The organism is Vibrio tritonius (assembly GCF_001547935.1).
GTDB classification, from domain to species: domain Bacteria; phylum Pseudomonadota; class Gammaproteobacteria; order Enterobacterales; family Vibrionaceae; genus Vibrio; species Vibrio tritonius.
Genome location: NZ_AP014635.1, coordinates 870,925 through 887,182, shown reverse-complemented (window position 1 = coordinate 887,182; position 16,258 = coordinate 870,925). Strand labels below are relative to the sequence as shown.

Here is a 16,258-nt window from a genome sequence, read left to right as displayed (position 1 = left end):
CCAATATAGGGCTCGCTACATTTTAATACAATTGATGTAACAATTTTTGCTACATGGAACAGATTTTTAACGTTTTATTTATGAAAAATCAAAGTAAGTGCACACATCAGTTGAGAAAAATTGACTTTAATTAGGATCAGTCTTAAATAGTCTAGGCACAAATATCCTGGATGGACTATATAATTTAAAAAAACAAAGGAGATTGTTATGGCAGATAAGAAAGCGACCCTTCACATCGAAGGAAAAGCGCCAATCGAACTGCCGATTATGGATGGGAGCATTGGCCCCCAAGTAATCGACGTTCGAGGATTGGGCTCAAATGGCTATTTTACGTTTGACCCAGGTTTTCTTGCCACTGCATCTTGTGAGTCTCAAATCACCTATATTGATGGCGATAAAGGTGTTCTGCTGCACCGTGGCTTCCCCATTGATCAGTTAGCAAACAACGCTGATTATTTGGAAGTCTGTTTCATTCTGCTATACGGCGAAGCTCCCACTCGCGAACAGTATGAAGAGTTCAAATACACTGTTGCTCGACATACGATGGTTCACGAACAAATTGCGAGTTTCTATCATGGTTTTCGTCGTGATGCGCACCCAATGGCAATTATGTGCGGTGTCGTTGGTGCATTAGCTGCTTTCTATCATGACTCTCTGGATATCAACAACGATTCGCACCGTGAAATTGCGGCTTATCGCTTACTTTCTAAAATGCCTACCTTGGCAGCAATGTGTTACAAATACTCAGTAGGTCAACCGTTTATCTATCCTCGCAACGATTTGACTTACGCTGAGAACTTTCTACATATGATGTTTGCTACACCGTGTGAAGAGTATGAAGTCAATCCTATTGTGGCTCGCGCCATGGATAAGATTTTTACGCTACACGCAGACCATGAGCAAAACGCATCCACTTCTACTGTGCGTTTGGCTGGCTCTTCTGGTGCCAACCCATTTGCTTGTATCGCTGCAGGGATTGCTTCCCTCTGGGGTCCTGCTCATGGTGGTGCTAACGAAGCTTGTCTACGTATGTTGGAAGAAATTGGTTCTGTTGAAAAAATTCCAGAATATGTTGCTCGTGCAAAAGACAAAGATGACCCATTCCGTTTAATGGGCTTTGGTCACCGTGTTTATAAAAACTATGACCCTCGAGCTACCGTGATGCGTAACGCTTGTCACGATGTTCTCGAAGAACTGGACATCAAAGATCCGCTGTTGGATGTGGCAATGGAGTTAGAACGAATAGCTCTTTCTGACCCTTACTTTATCGACAAGAAATTGTATCCAAACGTCGACTTCTATTCAGGTATTATTCTGAAGGCAATCGGCATTCCAGTGTCTATGTTTACCGTGATTTTCGCTATGTCTCGTACCATTGGCTGGATTGCTCATTGGAACGAAATGCACAGTGATCCAGGAAACCGCATTGGTCGTCCTCGTCAGCTGTATACAGGGAAAACCATGCGCGACTTCGTACCACTAGAAAAACGCTAGTTTACTTGTGTTACATCGATGTAAAAGAGCGAGACTTTAGGTCTCGCTCTTTTTTTGGAGCTAGTGATTAGCTGAGTATTAAACTGGATTGTTTATATCTATAAACGTAACGTCTAAGCTGTACTCTTGCGCTAACCACTCACCCAACGCTTTTACGCCGTATCGTTCAGTTGCATGATGACCCGCCGCAAAATAATGAATGTCTTGCTCACGAGCAGAATACGTTGTGCGCTCAGAAATCTCACCGGATATAAACGCATCAAGCCCTTTTTCTACCGCCAATTCAATAAAATCTTGTCCACCACCGGTGCATAAACCCACGGTTTCAATCAGTTTGGCTTCGTTTTCAGGTGCGATGTGCATTGGTTCACGGTTAAGAGTACTGGCGATACGCGATGCAAACTCAGCACCTGTCACTGGTTTTTCCAATCGCCCATGCATGGCTACCGATTGAGGATGCCCTTCTAAACCACCCTCTAACGTAATGCCAAGCCGTTGTGCTAGCTGGGCATTGTTACCTAATGTTGGATGAATATCGAGCGGAAGGTGATAAGCCAATAGATTGATATCATGTTTAATTAATTGACGAATTCGGCGCCCTTTCATACCTCTAATGGCTTGAGGTTCATTTTTCCAAAAGTAGCCATGATGAACTAAGATGGCATCAGCATTGAGTTCAATTGCTTTGTCAATTAATGCTGCAGATGCAGTCACACCTGTAACGATTTTCTTGATCTCACTTTGCCCTTCGACTTGTAAGCCGTTAGGACAGTAATCTTTAATCAAGTTTGGTGACAATGTGTCGTTGAGCAGTGTCTCAAGTTCAAAATTATTCATGGTTTCTTCCATTGCATCCAGTTGATGGTGAGGTTATAACAATTTAATAGACTCTTGTCGAAACTCCCCTAGGGTAACCAGTATGAATCTTCGTAAAATATCCGACTGGATCATTACCACACCATCACTTTTGCTTGGTTCCGCCCCCATTGCCGTGTTTTCTCCTTTTTCACATCCGAGTCCAAGTCATTTAGCCCCATATACGGGAAATCGTCGTTTGGGTTTTGTTTACCAACATCTTTGTTCAGTGTTATTTCAACACAGTGAATACTTTGGCGCCGTGCATGAAGAGTTACAGATAAATCATCAGGGAAAAACCTTAGGTGCGGTCGATTTTGTGGTCGAAACTTCGGATAAAGAATGGCAACACTGGGAAGTGGCCATCAAGTTTTATCTTTTACACCATGGATACTGGTACGGGCCGAATGCTAAAGATAGGCTCGATAAAAAAATTAACCATATGCTAGAGCGGCAACTGCCCTTTTCGCACACTAACGAATTTTCAGCGAGTTATCCTCAATTTGGTAAGCCAAGTCAGCACCTTTTGATGCAAGGTCGCCTCTATATTAACCCATTTGAACCGGAAGAGATCCCCACCTATTGTTCTGGTATTAGTATCAATCTAGACCGAGTGGTTGGTCATTGGTGTTTTCAACACCAGCAACATCTTATTGATGAACCGTTATTTCTCTTAGATAAACCGCAATGGATCACAGGAAAATCTGAGGAGAGTCAAAGCTACTCAATGGATGCAAAAGGATTTGTTCACTGCCAAAGTAAATCAGGCATGTTTTGGTTTATTGTGCCGGATGACTGGCCCAACAATACAACCGCCTAACCGACTAGGATTAAAAAAGGGAGACTCACTATTAGTCTCCCTTTCATTAACCTAGGTTACAAAACGTTTAATTTTATAAACCAGCGTCTTTAAATACTTGATTTACAATCGCTTGAGCTTCGGTTTCGATCAATTTTAGATGTTCTTCACCCTTGAAGCTTTCACAATAGATCTTGTAAATGTCTTCAGTACCCGATGGGCGAGCAGCAAACCAACCGTAATCGGTCACGACTTTCAAGCCGCCGATTGCTGCGCCGTTACCAGGTGCATGAGTAAGACGAGCTACAATAGGGTCACCCGCAAGAGTTTGTGCTGACACCATCTCTGGAGAAAGCTTTTTCAACACCTCTTTTTGCGGGCCATTAGCAACGGCTTGCAAACGCGCATAGTGAGATTCACCATGTTTTGCAGCCAGTTCATCGTAATATTGTTGCGGGTTCTTACCGGTTACCGCAGTGATTTCAGCCGCTAGTAGACACAAAATAATGCCATCTTTGTCGGTTGACCAAGGTGTACCGTCTTTACGTAAGAAAGAAGCGCCAGCACTCTCTTCACCACCGAACCCAAAGCGACCAGTAAATAGACCATCAACAAACCATTTGAAGCCCACTGGTACTTCACACAGCTCACGACCAAGATCTGCAACCACTTTGTCAATCATGGCACTGGAAACGAGCGTTTTACCTACAGCCACATCTTTTGCCCAACCCTCACGGTGACGGTATAGGTAATCGATACAAACAGCGAGGAAGTGGTTTGGATTCATCAAACCTTGTGGCGTCACGATACCGTGGCGGTCGTAATCAGGATCGTTACCAAACGCAAGATCGTATTCATCTTTGAGCGACAGTAAGCCGGCCATCGCATAAGGTGATGAACAATCCATACGGATCACACCATCTTTATCAAGAGACATAAATTGGAAACTTGGATCGATAGCTTCACTCACTAAGGTGAGATTCAATTGGTATTGTTTACCAATGCGACGCCAGTAATCGATACCACTACCACCGAGAGGATCTACACCTAATTTCAGATCCGCTTTTTGAATCGCTTCCATATCAACGACATTGACTAAGTCATCGAGGTAAGGCTGAACTAAATCCAGTTCACGGAACAAAGGTGATTGTTTTGCCTCAACGATAGTAATGCGCTTTACGCCTTCGAGTTGATTGGCAATGTATGCGTTAGCGCGATCTTGGATAGCTTGAGTTAACTCAGCTTCCGCTGGACCACCGTGCACCGGATTGTATTTAATCCCGCCGTCTTGTGGGGGGTTATGTGATGGTGTAATCACAATACCGTCGGCTTTTTGTTGGTGAGTCTGGTTATACGTTAGAATCGCATGAGAAACACCTGGAGTTGGTGTATAGCCATTATGAGCTTGGGCAATGACTTCAATACCGTTAGCGATCAGCACTTCTACTACACTGCTAAACGCAGGTTCAGATAAGGCGTGAGTGTCTTTACCGACAAACATTGGGCCGGTGGTATCTTGCTCAGCACGAACATCCACGACCGCCTGAGTAATAGCAAGAATGTGCTTTTCATTGAAAGTAGATTTATCTGAGCTGCCGCGGTGGCCGGAAGTACCAAATTCCACTTTATGCTGTGAATTGTGCGGATCTGGCTGGAGAAGATAGTAGTTAGCTACAAGGGCTGGGATATTGTTCAGATCCTCCTGTAGCGCTTTTTGCCCTGCTCGAGGGTGCATAGCCATATGACATCCTTATAAAAAAATGCAAACAAAACCCCATAATACGGTCTTTTCAGTACCCATTATGAGGTTTTAATCAGACTTTTTGTCCATCCAATGTCCGATGCATGTTAAATTGCATGGGTCACTTTCTCGATGATATCTGCAGGGAAATTCATTAGTGACATTACCTGCTCAACCATCTGCTGTTTGCGACTGGTGTTATTATTAGTGATCACCCAAAAAGGTGAATTAGGAATCGATTTTGGTTTGGTCGTTTGACCGTGAGCCAGTAGCGTTTGCTCATTATCGGCAAAGTAAATCCGCTTGCGGCCCTTCACTGACATTGCATCGGAGAAACTAACTGGATCGATTCGGTGCAGAGTCGAAAGAACCAAAATAAAACGATCGACGGCCTTTTTAAGACCTGCAAACTCGTCAGAGATTAATAGAGAACGCATCTCTTTTACGCAATCCACTTTACTCTCTTGAGCCGCATTCTTGCTCATCACTACAGTCGGTTGCTGCTGCACAGTGGTTTCTTTTGCCTTCGGCGCAGAAACAGGAGTGCTACTGCTATTTTGAGCGTCAACGTTTAATAAACGACGCAAAATATCCGAAGCACTTTCCCCAATATGTAGGGTCTGGCTAGCAATAAAACGGTATAGATCCTCATCAACCTCAATTGTTTTCATTCGCTTTTCACAATCTCAATGTTTAAACTCACAGGGATTATAGCGAGATCTTCGCTCAGACTCTACGTTAAACCAATCACTAATAAGATAAAATGTCAGCACTTCTCAATTACAAACTCGAAGGTGAGGGTCACACCATTGTTTTGATCCACGGTTTATTTGGCAATTTAGACAATCTTGGGCTGCTTGCTCGTGATCTTAAAAACGATCACCAAGTGCTGAGTGTCGATCTGCGTAACCACGGCATATCGTTCCATAGCGATGAACATAATTACGATCTTCTCGCTCAAGATATCAAACAGTTACTCGCTCATTTATCCATCAATCACGCAATCGTTATTGGCCACTCCATGGGCGGCAAAGCCGCGATGAAACTCGCAGCCATCGCTCCCGAAATAGTCACTCGCCTCATTGTGTTGGACATGGCGCCTGTCGCCTACACAACTCGTCGCCACGATAATGTGTTTGCAGGATTAAATGCTGTGATCGACGCCAAACCCACTAACCGCCGTGATGCTATGGCTATTTTAGCTGAGCATATTGAGCTTGAAGGAGTTCGCCAATTCATTGGTAAATCACTGTTTAATAATGGCGAACATATGGAATGGCGCTTTAATGTACGAGCTTTGGAAAAAAACTACTGGGATATATTAGGTTGGAACACGATAGAGCCTTGCTCTATCCCAACACTGTTTATTAAAGGTGGTTTGTCTGAATATGTCACAGCCGAATATCAAGCAGAAATCAAAGCACAGTTTACCCAAGCTCGCGCCCATGTCGTCGCCAATACTGGTCACTGGCTACATTCGGAAAAACCTGCGGAAGTCTTGCGTGCTATTCGTAAATTTTTAATCGTGTAAGGCATCCGTACTGGATAAAAACACCTTTCGCGTTTAATCGGCTTGAAACAGACCGATTGGTACATTAACTTTGCTGTTTAACAGTGGTATTATGCGCCCATAAAAATTGGCGTAAGAATTTGCTTTATCATTTGACTTTAACGTCCACAGCCTTGCTGGTGCTAAGCAAAACTCACTCTACACAATTACTTTGTAGAGAGAAACACGTAAAAACAAGCTGTTAGCCGTCAATTAGTAAAGTTCTTTCTTTTTTCAGGTTGAACAGGATAACTCAGTTCTGTTGCAACTGAGTGGCAACTCTGTGGTCCGAATAAGAGTTAGATGTAACGACAGAGAGTTCACCCATAACAATTTAAAGGTAATGATTCTATGGCAAGTGTAGGTATCTTCTTTGGTAGTGATACTGGCAACACCGAAGCGGTTGCAAAGATGATTCAGAAAAAGCTTGGTGAAAAGCTAGTTCATGTTCAAGACATCGCAAAAAGCAGTAAAGAAGACATCGATAATTTCGATCTACTGCTACTCGGTATCCCTACTTGGTACTACGGCGAAGCACAATGCGACTGGGACGACTTTTTCCCTGAACTAGAAACCATTGATTTCTCAACCAAGCTTGTTGCTATCTTTGGTTGTGGTGACCAAGAAGACTACGCAGAGTACTTCTGCGATGCGATGGGCACCATTCGTGATATCGTTGAAGCAAAAGGCGGCACAATTGTTGGCGAATGGCCAACCGAAGGCTATGACTTCGAAGCGTCAAAAGCGCTTGTTGATGACAACCACTTTGTTGGACTTTGTATTGATGAAGACCGTCAGCCTGAGCTAACCGAACAACGTGTTTCAACTTGGGTAAACCAAGTATATGAAGAGATGTGTCTAGCTGAACTTGAAGACTAATCACTAAGATTATTTCTTTACCAGATCAAAAATCCCCAACGTTGGGGATTTTTTATATCTATTGGTGGATAAAATTCATTACTGGACGAATAGCCTACCGAGTTACCACAATATATGACCTATAGCTGGGGCTAAAAGAACAGTCACCATTCCAGCTATCATCATCACTACGCTAGAAACCACACCTTCAGAACTGCCTAGCTGATAAGCTTTTGCGGTACCAGCACCATGGGCAGAAGCGCCTAAACTGGCCCCCTTACCTAAACGTGAACGAATCGACAGTACCGTAAGGATGACTTCACCAATCGCCATACCGATTAACCCCGTTAACACCACAAAAAGCGCAGTTAGATCACTTTGCCCCCCAACGGATTTAGTGGCCTCGACGGCAAAAGGCGTCGTGATTGAACGCATCGCTAAACTGCGTTGTAGCAGTTCAGGTAAATGGAATAAGCGAGCTAAAAACACCGTACTGACTACCGCAACCATTACTGAAACCATCACCCCAACAGATAAAGATAGCCAGTGGCGACGAATTAACTCTCGATTATCATAAACCGGAATAGCAAATGCCACAGTTGCAGGGCCGAGCATCCACATCAACCAATGGGAATCTTGCATGTAAGATTGATAGGGAATTCGAAACACAATAACCATCATCACTAACAGTAACGGCGCCAACATTAATGGCATTAAAAAGATACTTTTTTTACGCCTGTACAACTGCTTACTCACGTAGTAAAGCAGGACTGTCATTACGAAACAGAGTAAACCAACCCCATAGTTTGACCAAAGCATCATTTATTGGCCCACTTTAACTAACCGCTGCGCGCGACGGTTACTCTTACGGCGCGACAGGGCAACTTCAAAACGATAGACTCGATCAACCACCCAAGCCGTTACTCCAATAACAAGTGCCGTACTAATAAACAATACAGCAATGATTTGTAGCCCTTCTTGCTCCATCAAAGATTGATAATTAACAACGGTGACAACAGCAGGAACGAAAAACAGTAACATTTCAGCCAACAACCAAGTCGCACCTCGCCTCAACCATTCAACATTGATGATACGCGCAAACACTAATACCAATAACAGCAGCAAACCAGTTAAGTTGGAGGGAATGGGTAAATGGAACTGCTTTACCAAGTAATCGGCAGCAAACCAAATCACGGAAAGCCCTATCACTTGTATGATGGTTAGCATTCCATTTCCTATTTTGTTCATCGTGGAAAACACTCGTTTTGTGAATTTTGTCACAGTATATTGACCATCCTAACCATCATAAAATGAATTTTTATTATCATTTTCATGCCAAAATGGAATACATAACCCAACTTGAAATAAGTACGTTGTTATGGACATTAAAGCGTTACGCTATTTTGTAAAATTAGTGGAATTGCAGAGTTTTACTCGGGCTTCAGAAAGCCTTTACGTTACCCAGCCCACCATTAGTAAGATGGTACGCAACTTAGAACAGTCATTAAATCAACCACTACTCCACCGCGAGGGAAGACGTTTTTGGTTAACCGATGCAGGCGAAATTGTTTATCAAAGGGCACTACAAATTCTAGAGCAGATGGATCAGCTTAAAGCGGAATTGATTGATTTACATGAATTACAACGTGGTCACTTACGTCTAGGAATTCCTCCCATGGTTGGCCATTTATACGCAGGTCTAATCCGTCGTTACCGGCAACTTTACCCCAACGTTGAGCTCACCATTGTTGAATACGGCGGGCGCAAAATAGAACAGGCGTTAGTTAACGGTGAATTAGACATGGCAATCACTATGCTCACCTCTCATCACGACCACTGTTTAGCTAAATTACCACTGGCGAACTATCCCATTCATGCCATTTTACCTGATACAGAACGTTGGCATGATTGTAAGCACATCACGTGGCAAGACTTAAAAGAAGAGCCTTTCTATCTTTATACAGAAGAGTTTACCTTGAGCGACTACATTAATACGCTGTGCCAAAATGCAGGATATGCCCCACAAATTTCTGCCCGAAGCAGTCAATGGGATTTTCTAGTCGCATTGGTTAAGAGTGGCGTAGGTGTTGCTTTTCTTCCTGACCCCTTATGTCATCGTATTCGAGATGAAGCTGTGTTAGTTAAGCCAATTTCTCCCTCAATGGATTGGCCACTAGGTATGATTTGGCATGCTGACCGCTATGTCTCAAAAACGGCAGATGCCCTGATAAAACTCGGTAAAGAGTATATTGAATCCAAGAAAAATCAGGAACCGATGCTAAACTAACCAAATCGTTTTACTATTTTTATCATCAACGTTCGTAGGATTAATTACGAGCGATATTGAACAGATGACTCAACCGTTTCATCAGTATTGTAAGTAAAATGAGTTTTAATCATAAATAAATCTGATGTCACACTATTCGTTTTATGTAATAAAATGAGTGTGTTATTCTTAACTCGAGTAAATCAAACTGATTAAGAAAAAAGTTGTCTTAGACTTTAGTTCGAAATGAGAACTGCTAGTCAGCAACAATGAAAAATACGAAATGGGTTGCATTTTATATTGCCAGTTAAGTGCACAATATAGACATAACTTGAAGTAACCCTTTGAACTTCGTGGTTTATTGTTCTGCGTGACTAACCTATAATATGGGCAACACTGACTTCTGTTATTTACTGCAGATCATCAACGGGAAACTATATGTCAGATAATAACCAAGCGCTAAAGGATGCTGGTCTTAAAGTAACCCTTCCAAGGCTTAAGATTCTAGAGGTATTACAGCAACCTGAGTGCCAACATATTAGCGCTGAAGAGCTGTATAAGAAATTGATAGACCTCGGAGAAGAGATCGGTCTTGCAACCGTGTACCGAGTTCTAAACCAATTTGATGATGCAGGCATTGTTACTCGTCACCACTTCGAAGGTGGCAAGTCGGTTTTTGAATTATCAACTCAGCACCACCATGACCACTTAGTGTGTTTAGATTGTGGTGAAGTGATTGAATTTTCTGACGAGGTCATTGAACATCGTCAACGCGAAATCGCAGCTTTGTATAATGTGCAGTTAACTAACCACAGTTTATACCTATACGGTAAATGTGGTGACGGTTCATGTAAAAACGACCCTGATGCGCACAAACCGAAAAAATAAAAAAACCACCGCAAGGTGGTTTTTTTATGCCAGCAGATGAGAGTAACACTCTCATCAACTGTTTTATAAATAATCACGAATTAACAGCTCAGCAATTTGTACAGCATTAGTTGCTGCACCTTTGCGCACGTTATCCGCCACTACCCACATATTGATACCACTATGGTGGCTGATGTCTTCACGAATACGACCCACCATCACATGGTCCTTACCGCCAGCATCACGTACTTGAGTTGGGAAATCTTCACCAGTAAACACTTCGATGCCATCTGTTGCTTGCAGCAAGTTAATTACTTGCTCTGCACCGATAGGTGCTAAGGTTTCAATGTGAAGTGCTTCGGCATGTCCATAAAACACTGGCACTCGAACACAAGTAGGGTTTACACGAATACTCTGATCGGCAAAAATCTTTTGTGTTTCCCACACCATTTTCATTTCTTCTTTGGTGTAGCCATTTTCCATAAAATCATCAATTTGTGGGATGCAGTTAAACGCAATTTGCTGAGAAAATGCTTCATTTTCCGCAGGCATACCGTTTAGTAGTTTCGCAGTTTGTCCCGCTAATTCATCAATGCCTTTTTTACCCGCACCAGACACCGATTGATAGGTAGTCACGTTAATTCGTTCAATGCCCACTTCGTCTTGAATCGGTTTTAATGCCACGAGCATTTGAATCGTTGAACAGTTCGGGTTAGCGATGATATTACGGTTACGAAACTCTGCAATCGCATGAGGATTCACTTCTGGCACAACCAGAGGAACATCGTAATCATAGCGGAACTGAGAGGTGTTATCGATCACAATAACACCAGCATCTGCAGCAATAGGGGCCCACTGAGCAGATAACTCAGAGCCAGCAGAAAACAGACCGATGTGCGCCTGGCTCCAATCAAACTCTTCAACGTTTTGTACACTGATCGTTTTGCCATTCACACGGTACGATTTACCTTCACTGCGCTCACTAGCCAGCAAAAACAGCTCGCCCAAAGGAAACTTACGCTCCTGAAGCACTTCGATGATGGTTTCACCAACAGCGCCAGTTGCCCCTAAAATGGCAACATTAAATTCTTGGCTCATTATTTAACCTCAATATTGAAACCTAGCTTTGCCAGAGGTGACAGATTACAACTGTCATCTCCAACCAGAGTAACCGCGCTATACTCTCGTCTATCCCAGTACTGCTTGCGCATTTTATCGAATGCACCAGGCTTAGGTATCTCGCGTCTAAACAGCGCGTCATCCTTACGCACATCATAAATGGTTTGTGTCAGAGTAAAGAGTACCGCTTCATCCCATGTGCGATCTAAATGCATACAAGGGATAGGAGCCACTGGCAACAAATCTGAGGCATTAGCTCGTAGCTCATTACCTAAAAACTCACAGTAGCTATTAAAGATCATGGTCGTCCCACGAGCTTTCCCTTCAAGGCCATACCCAGCCACATGAGGCGTAGTAAATGCCACTAAAGGTAGCAAATCAGCGTCGACTTGCGGTTCAAATTCAAACACATCTAAAGCGACGGTAAAGCCATCTTGTTTTGCCAAGCGCGCTTTCAAAGCATTGTTATCAACAATAGGACCACGTGCCGCATTAATCAAAATCTGATCACCGCGCAATTGATTAAGCACCGCTTCATCAAACATATGATGCGTTGGCCATTGACCCTCTTTGGTGATCGGTGTGTGCACGGTAATGACATCCGCCTGCTCAAGCAAAGTGTCCAACGGCGTAAATTCGCGTGAATCCCCTTCCGCTTGTTTCGGTGGATCATTGATGAGCACATTCAAACCAAGACCAGTTAAGCACTGATGTAAGTAGCTACCCACTTGACCAGCACCGATAATCCCAACCGTTTTATCGAAAATAGAAAAACCTTGTTGCTGAGACAATACCATGAGCACGCTCACCACATACTCAGCGACTCCCACTTTGTTACAGCCTGGTGCTGCAGTAAAGAAGATACCACGTTTGGCAAGTAAGTCTTGGTCTACATGGTCCATACCCGCGGTGGCTGTTCCCACAAATTTCAATTTGTTGGCTTTTGCCAGCAGTGCTTCATTCACTTTGGTGACAGAGCGAATCATCAACGCATCTACATCCACCAAATCATCGGCAGAAAGTGTGCGCCCCGGTTTTAGTACCACCTCACCTAACTGACTAAACAGAGCTTCAGCGTAAGGCATATTTTCATCGATTAGAATTTTCATAACAGCTTCATACTCATTGACACTGCAGGCATTGTGCAAAAATCCTTGCACAGTGTCGAGAATAAAAATGCCCGGCACCTAAAGGTGCCGGGCATCTGTGCTAGCAAAAGCATTATCAAGACCAATAGTCGCCTTGATATCACTGGCACTTCATTCAACGTAATCCGTTGTTTGTGCCAACGAACTCCTACTTAGCCTTGGTATTTTTTAATAACCAAAGTCGCGTTAGTACCACCGAAGCCAAAGCTGTTTGACATGACGGTAGTTAGTTCTTGTTCACGCATTTCAGTCACGATATCAAGACCTTGAGCAGCTTCATCCAGTTCAGCTACGTTAATGCTTGGAGCAACAAAGCCATGCTCAAGCATCAGTGTTGAATAAATAGCTTCGTGAACGCCTGCAGCACCAAGAGCGTGACCAGTCATCGCTTTCGTTGCAGAAATCGCAGGGCTGTTGCCACCAAAGACTTCTTGAATTGCGCCAAGTTCTTTCACATCACCAACAGGAGTAGAAGTACCGTGAGTGTTCACGTAATCTACGCCGTCAACGTTTTGCATTGCCATCTTCATACAACGCACAGCGCCTTCACCTGATGGAGCTACCATGTCGTAACCATCAGAAGTCGCACCGTAACCTACCACTTCACCGTAGATTTTCGCGCCACGAGCAAGAGCGTGTTCAAGTTCTTCTAGTACGACCATACCGCCGCCACCAGAGATAACGAAACCATCGCGGTTTGCATCGTAAGTACGAGAAGCAAGCTCTGGAGTCTCATTGTACTTAGTAGACAATGCACCCATCGCGTCAAACATCATGGTTAGAGTCCAATCCAACTCTTCACCGCCACCAGCGAATACTACGTCTTGTTTACCCAATTGGATAAGTTCCATTGCGTTACCAATACAGTGTGCAGAAGTCGCACATGCTGAACTGATTGAGTAGTTTACGCCGCGGATTTTAAATGGTGTTGCTAGACATGCAGAAACGGTAGAAGACATAGTACGAGGTACCATGTAAGGACCAACACGTTTCACGCCTTTTTCACGTAGAGTGTCAACAGCAATCGCCTGGTTCTGAGATGAAGCACCACCAGAACCTGCAATGATACCAGTGCGATCGTTAGAAACCTGTTCAGGAGCTAGTCCTGAATCTGTGATCGCTTGTTCTAATGCTAGGTATGCATAAGCGGCTGCATCACCCATGAAACGCATTTGCTTGCGGTCAATATGTTCAGCAGGGTTAATCTTCAGGTCGCCCCACACTTGTGAGCGTAGGCCTTGCTCTTTGAACTGTTCTGAAGCGGTAATACCCGATTTGCCTGCTTTAAGAGACGCTAAAACTTCTTCGACGTTGTTACCGATACTTGAGATAATCCCCATACCGGTGATTACGACTCGTTTCATGTGACATTCCTATAATTCAAAATTCTGCTAAATGATAACAGATCTAGGATAACAAAAGTGGTCAGCTTTCCTATAAATCCGTACAATCTTAATCATCTTTTGCCTGTTTTTCATAGAAATCACCCATGATGACCTCTATTACCCATGCTCAGCTCGACTGGAACGACGCTGGTACGCCTGTTTCTGATCAGTTTGATGACGTCTATTTTTCCAACGTAAACGGCTTAGAAGAGACGCGTTACGTTTTCTTGACCCAGAATCATCTCCCACAAAGATGGCATGATTATGACCAAGATCGTTTCGTTGTCGCTGAAACTGGCTTCGGTACCGGACTAAATTTTCTGGCACTTTGGCAATGGTTCGACATCTTCCGACAAGAGAATCCAGATGCCAAGCTGAAATCACTGCATTTTATTAGCTTTGAAAAGTTTCCACTGAGTAAGCAAGATCTCATCAAAGCACATCAAGCTTGGCCCGAACTTGCGGAATATGCCAGCCAATTACACGAATATTATCCTCCAGCAGTGCCAGAATGTCATCGTTTAGTCTTGGCCGATGGCGCAATAACATTGGATTTATGGTTTGGCGACATCAAAGATTGCATGCCAAGTGTTCCAACCAACCACCATGGTTTGGTCGATGCGTGGTTTCTTGATGGTTTTGCCCCAAGCAAAAACCCAGAGATGTGGAACCAAACTCTATTTAACAACATGGCTCGTCTCGCCAAGGTCGACTGTTCCGTCGCCACCTTCACCGCTGCTGGCTTTGTCCGCCGCGGACTGATTGAAGCAGGGTTTGCGATGAAGAAAGTCAAAGGCTTTGGCACTAAACGAGAAATGATCGCTGGCAAAATTGAACAGAAAACGCCTTTTAGCAACATTCATCCCTGTTTTGCTCGTCACGGTACGGATAATCTTCATGATGTCGCCATTATCGGCGGAGGTATTGCCAGCGCAACCTTAGCCTACTCGTTAGTTCGTCGTGGCATCAAGGTCACCTTGTACTGCCAAGATGAGCAGCCCGCACAAGGTGCATCAGGGAACCGCCAAGGAGCGGTTTACCCATTACTGAACGACGTGCAAAACGACATTTCACGCCTATTTGCTCCCGCATTTCTTTACGCCAGACAATTTGCCGACCAGGCTGCCAAGCAGATAGCCTACGACCATGATTGGTGTGGTGTAACTCAATTAATGTGGGATGATAAATCGACGAAAAAACTAAGCCAATTATTACAAGGTCAATACGATACAAGCCTTGTACAAGGGCTTAATGCCACTGAAACGGACGCGGTTACCGGTGTAGAGATCGGTATGGATGCGATTAGCTACCCACTCGGTGGCTGGCTCTCTCCTGCCCAGTTAACCCAAGGGCTGATTGAGCATTTAGCACATGATGATCTTTTTGCTGTGCAGTACTACTCTACAGTCACTCAATTGACTCGCGAACCTGATAACTCCCAGTGGCTCCTTCAGGTAAATGACCACGTCTTTCCTCACCAAGCAGTGGTCGTGGCTAATGGCCATCAATTTGATCAATTCGAGCAAACTCGAATGATTCCGCTTAATAAGGTCAAAGGTCAGGTAAGCCATATACCAACGAATGCAGCCATAGGCGCACTCAAGACCGTATTGTGTTATGACGGATATATGACGCCAGTGAATCCGAATAATCACCAACATTGCATCGGTGCCAGCTATCACCGTGGTCAGCTAGATAATCAATTTAACCCTGACGATCAAATTGAAAACGGTCAACGTTTGGTGAAGTGTCTTCCAGATAAAGAATGGGCTAAACAGGTGGATACCAGTGGTAACGAATCACGCCAAGGCGTGCGCTGTGTGAGCCGCGATCATTTACCTTTTGTCGGCAATGTCGGTCAATTTGATGCCATAGTTAATCAATATCAACAACTACCAGAAATGAGTGATGACCAAATACCGAGCATAAGCCAATATCCCGATTTATATGCATTTATTGGCTTAGGCGCGCGCGGGTTAAGTTCAGCACCTCTGCTTGCAGAAGTGTTGGCCTCACAGATGTGCCAGCATCCGATACCATTACCAAGCCAAGTGTTGGAAGCACTCCATCCAAGTCGAATGTGGGTACGTAAACTGCGTAAGGGCCGTCCAATAACAACCAAATACAGCTAACCCTCTCCCAAGCAGCTCGTGAGGAAGGCAAGATACAATGAAAAA

The 16,258-nt window shown here is 43.9% G+C and carries 15 protein-coding genes; 7 read left to right on the top strand and 8 right to left on the bottom strand.

Annotated elements, in window-relative coordinates; all coding sequences use genetic code 11:
* Positions 1–207 precede the first annotated feature (207 nt).
* Entirely contained in the window at positions 208–1,494 is a 1,287-nt protein-coding gene (locus JCM16456_RS04190) for a citrate synthase (protein ID WP_068712643.1), read from the top strand.
* 78 nt (positions 1,495–1,572) lie between these two features.
* On the opposite strand, the gene JCM16456_RS04185 is transcribed toward JCM16456_RS04190, so the two are convergent.
* Positions 1,573–2,331: a Nif3-like dinuclear metal center hexameric protein gene (locus JCM16456_RS04185; RefSeq protein WP_068712641.1), complete on the bottom strand. Its 759-nt coding sequence runs from the start codon at positions 2,329–2,331 to the stop codon at positions 1,573–1,575.
* An 82-nt stretch (positions 2,332–2,413) separates the two neighbouring features.
* Between JCM16456_RS04185 and JCM16456_RS04180 the strand changes: the two genes are divergently transcribed.
* Positions 2,414–3,169 (top strand): DUF1853 family protein, encoded by a 756-nt coding sequence (locus JCM16456_RS04180; protein WP_068712640.1) that lies wholly within the window; start codon positions 2,414–2,416, stop codon positions 3,167–3,169.
* A 73-nt stretch (positions 3,170–3,242) separates the two neighbouring features.
* Here JCM16456_RS04180 and pgm read toward each other — a convergent pair whose 3' ends face one another.
* Positions 3,243–4,889: a phosphoglucomutase (alpha-D-glucose-1,6-bisphosphate-dependent) gene (pgm, locus tag JCM16456_RS04175; protein ID WP_068712639.1), complete on the bottom strand. Its 1,647-nt coding sequence runs from the start codon at positions 4,887–4,889 to the stop codon at positions 3,243–3,245.
* A 107-nt stretch (positions 4,890–4,996) separates the two neighbouring features.
* Positions 4,997–5,560, bottom strand: coding sequence for a replication initiation negative regulator SeqA (gene seqA, locus JCM16456_RS04170; protein WP_068712637.1), 564 nt, complete (start codon positions 5,558–5,560; stop codon positions 4,997–4,999).
* A gap of 92 nt (positions 5,561–5,652) precedes the next feature.
* Between seqA and JCM16456_RS04165 the strand changes: the two genes are divergently transcribed.
* On the top strand, positions 5,653–6,420 hold the full coding sequence (locus JCM16456_RS04165) for an alpha/beta fold hydrolase (protein WP_068712635.1): 768 nt from the start codon (positions 5,653–5,655) through the stop codon (positions 6,418–6,420).
* Between the two features lie 369 nt (positions 6,421–6,789).
* Positions 6,790–7,317 carry a flavodoxin FldA gene (fldA, locus tag JCM16456_RS04160; protein WP_068712633.1) on the top strand — a complete coding sequence of 176 codons (528 nt, stop codon included), beginning with the start codon at positions 6,790–6,792 and terminating at the stop codon, positions 7,315–7,317.
* Positions 7,318–7,419: 102 nt separating this feature from the next.
* Here fldA and JCM16456_RS04155 read toward each other — a convergent pair whose 3' ends face one another.
* Complete coding sequence (locus tag JCM16456_RS04155) at positions 7,420–8,115, bottom strand: LrgB family protein (RefSeq protein WP_068715876.1); 696 nt, start codon at positions 8,113–8,115, stop codon at positions 7,420–7,422.
* A gap of 3 nt (positions 8,116–8,118) precedes the next feature.
* Positions 8,119–8,544: a CidA/LrgA family protein gene (locus tag JCM16456_RS04150; RefSeq protein WP_068712631.1), complete on the bottom strand. Its 426-nt coding sequence runs from the start codon at positions 8,542–8,544 to the stop codon at positions 8,119–8,121.
* Between the two features lie 130 nt (positions 8,545–8,674).
* On the opposite strand from JCM16456_RS04150, the gene JCM16456_RS04145 reads away from it, so the two are divergent.
* Together JCM16456_RS04145 and fcrX are read left to right on the top strand one after the other, a co-directional pair.
* Positions 8,675–9,583: a LysR family transcriptional regulator gene (locus JCM16456_RS04145; protein ID WP_068712629.1), complete on the top strand. Its 909-nt coding sequence runs from the start codon at positions 8,675–8,677 to the stop codon at positions 9,581–9,583.
* A gap of 417 nt (positions 9,584–10,000) precedes the next feature.
* The gene (gene fcrX, locus JCM16456_RS04140; protein WP_068712627.1) at positions 10,001–10,450 is read left to right on the top strand and encodes a ferric iron uptake transcriptional regulator FcrX; all 450 of its coding nucleotides are present in this window, start codon (positions 10,001–10,003) and stop codon (positions 10,448–10,450) included.
* A gap of 63 nt (positions 10,451–10,513) precedes the next feature.
* On the opposite strand, the gene JCM16456_RS04135 is transcribed toward fcrX, so the two are convergent.
* From JCM16456_RS04135 to fabB, 3 genes are all read right to left on the bottom strand, one after another.
* Positions 10,514–11,527 carry an aspartate-semialdehyde dehydrogenase gene (locus JCM16456_RS04135; RefSeq protein WP_068712625.1) on the bottom strand — a complete coding sequence of 338 codons (1,014 nt, stop codon included), beginning with the start codon at positions 11,525–11,527 and terminating at the stop codon, positions 10,514–10,516.
* Positions 11,527–12,657: a 4-phosphoerythronate dehydrogenase gene (locus JCM16456_RS04130; RefSeq protein ID WP_068712622.1), complete on the bottom strand. Its 1,131-nt coding sequence runs from the start codon at positions 12,655–12,657 to the stop codon at positions 11,527–11,529. The genes JCM16456_RS04135 and JCM16456_RS04130 overlap by 1 nt, the downstream gene beginning before the upstream one ends.
* Before the next feature lie 191 nt (positions 12,658–12,848).
* Positions 12,849–14,060, bottom strand: coding sequence for a beta-ketoacyl-ACP synthase I (fabB, locus tag JCM16456_RS04125; RefSeq protein ID WP_068712620.1), 1,212 nt, complete (start codon positions 14,058–14,060; stop codon positions 12,849–12,851).
* A 128-nt stretch (positions 14,061–14,188) separates the two neighbouring features.
* Between fabB and mnmC the strand changes: the two genes are divergently transcribed.
* A complete protein-coding gene (gene mnmC / locus JCM16456_RS04120; protein ID WP_068715874.1) occupies positions 14,189–16,213 on the top strand; it encodes a bifunctional tRNA (5-methylaminomethyl-2-thiouridine)(34)-methyltransferase MnmD/FAD-dependent 5-carboxymethylaminomethyl-2-thiouridine(34) oxidoreductase MnmC in 2,025 nt (674 codons plus the stop codon).
* Positions 16,214–16,258: the final 45 nt, after the last annotated feature.

Coding starts and splice junctions, on each gene's coding strand:
- JCM16456_RS04190 (WP_068712643.1), top strand. CDS start 208: ATGGCAGATAAGAAAGCGACCCTTCACATCGAAGGAAAAGCGCCAATC.
- JCM16456_RS04185 (WP_068712641.1), bottom strand. CDS start 2,331: ATGAATAATTTTGAACTTGAGACACTGCTCAACGACACATTGTCACCA.
- JCM16456_RS04180 (WP_068712640.1), top strand. CDS start 2,414: ATGAATCTTCGTAAAATATCCGACTGGATCATTACCACACCATCACTT.
- pgm (WP_068712639.1), bottom strand. CDS start 4,889: ATGGCTATGCACCCTCGAGCAGGGCAAAAAGCGCTACAGGAGGATCTG.
- seqA (WP_068712637.1), bottom strand. CDS start 5,560: ATGAAAACAATTGAGGTTGATGAGGATCTATACCGTTTTATTGCTAGC.
- JCM16456_RS04165 (WP_068712635.1), top strand. CDS start 5,653: ATGTCAGCACTTCTCAATTACAAACTCGAAGGTGAGGGTCACACCATT.
- fldA (WP_068712633.1), top strand. CDS start 6,790: ATGGCAAGTGTAGGTATCTTCTTTGGTAGTGATACTGGCAACACCGAA.
- JCM16456_RS04155 (WP_068715876.1), bottom strand. CDS start 8,115: ATGCTTTGGTCAAACTATGGGGTTGGTTTACTCTGTTTCGTAATGACA.
- JCM16456_RS04150 (WP_068712631.1), bottom strand. CDS start 8,544: ATGAACAAAATAGGAAATGGAATGCTAACCATCATACAAGTGATAGGG.
- JCM16456_RS04145 (WP_068712629.1), top strand. CDS start 8,675: ATGGACATTAAAGCGTTACGCTATTTTGTAAAATTAGTGGAATTGCAG.
- fcrX (WP_068712627.1), top strand. CDS start 10,001: ATGTCAGATAATAACCAAGCGCTAAAGGATGCTGGTCTTAAAGTAACC.
- JCM16456_RS04135 (WP_068712625.1), bottom strand. CDS start 11,527: ATGAGCCAAGAATTTAATGTTGCCATTTTAGGGGCAACTGGCGCTGTT.
- JCM16456_RS04130 (WP_068712622.1), bottom strand. CDS start 12,657: ATGAAAATTCTAATCGATGAAAATATGCCTTACGCTGAAGCTCTGTTT.
- fabB (WP_068712620.1), bottom strand. CDS start 14,060: ATGAAACGAGTCGTAATCACCGGTATGGGGATTATCTCAAGTATCGGT.
- mnmC (WP_068715874.1), top strand. CDS start 14,189: ATGACCTCTATTACCCATGCTCAGCTCGACTGGAACGACGCTGGTACG.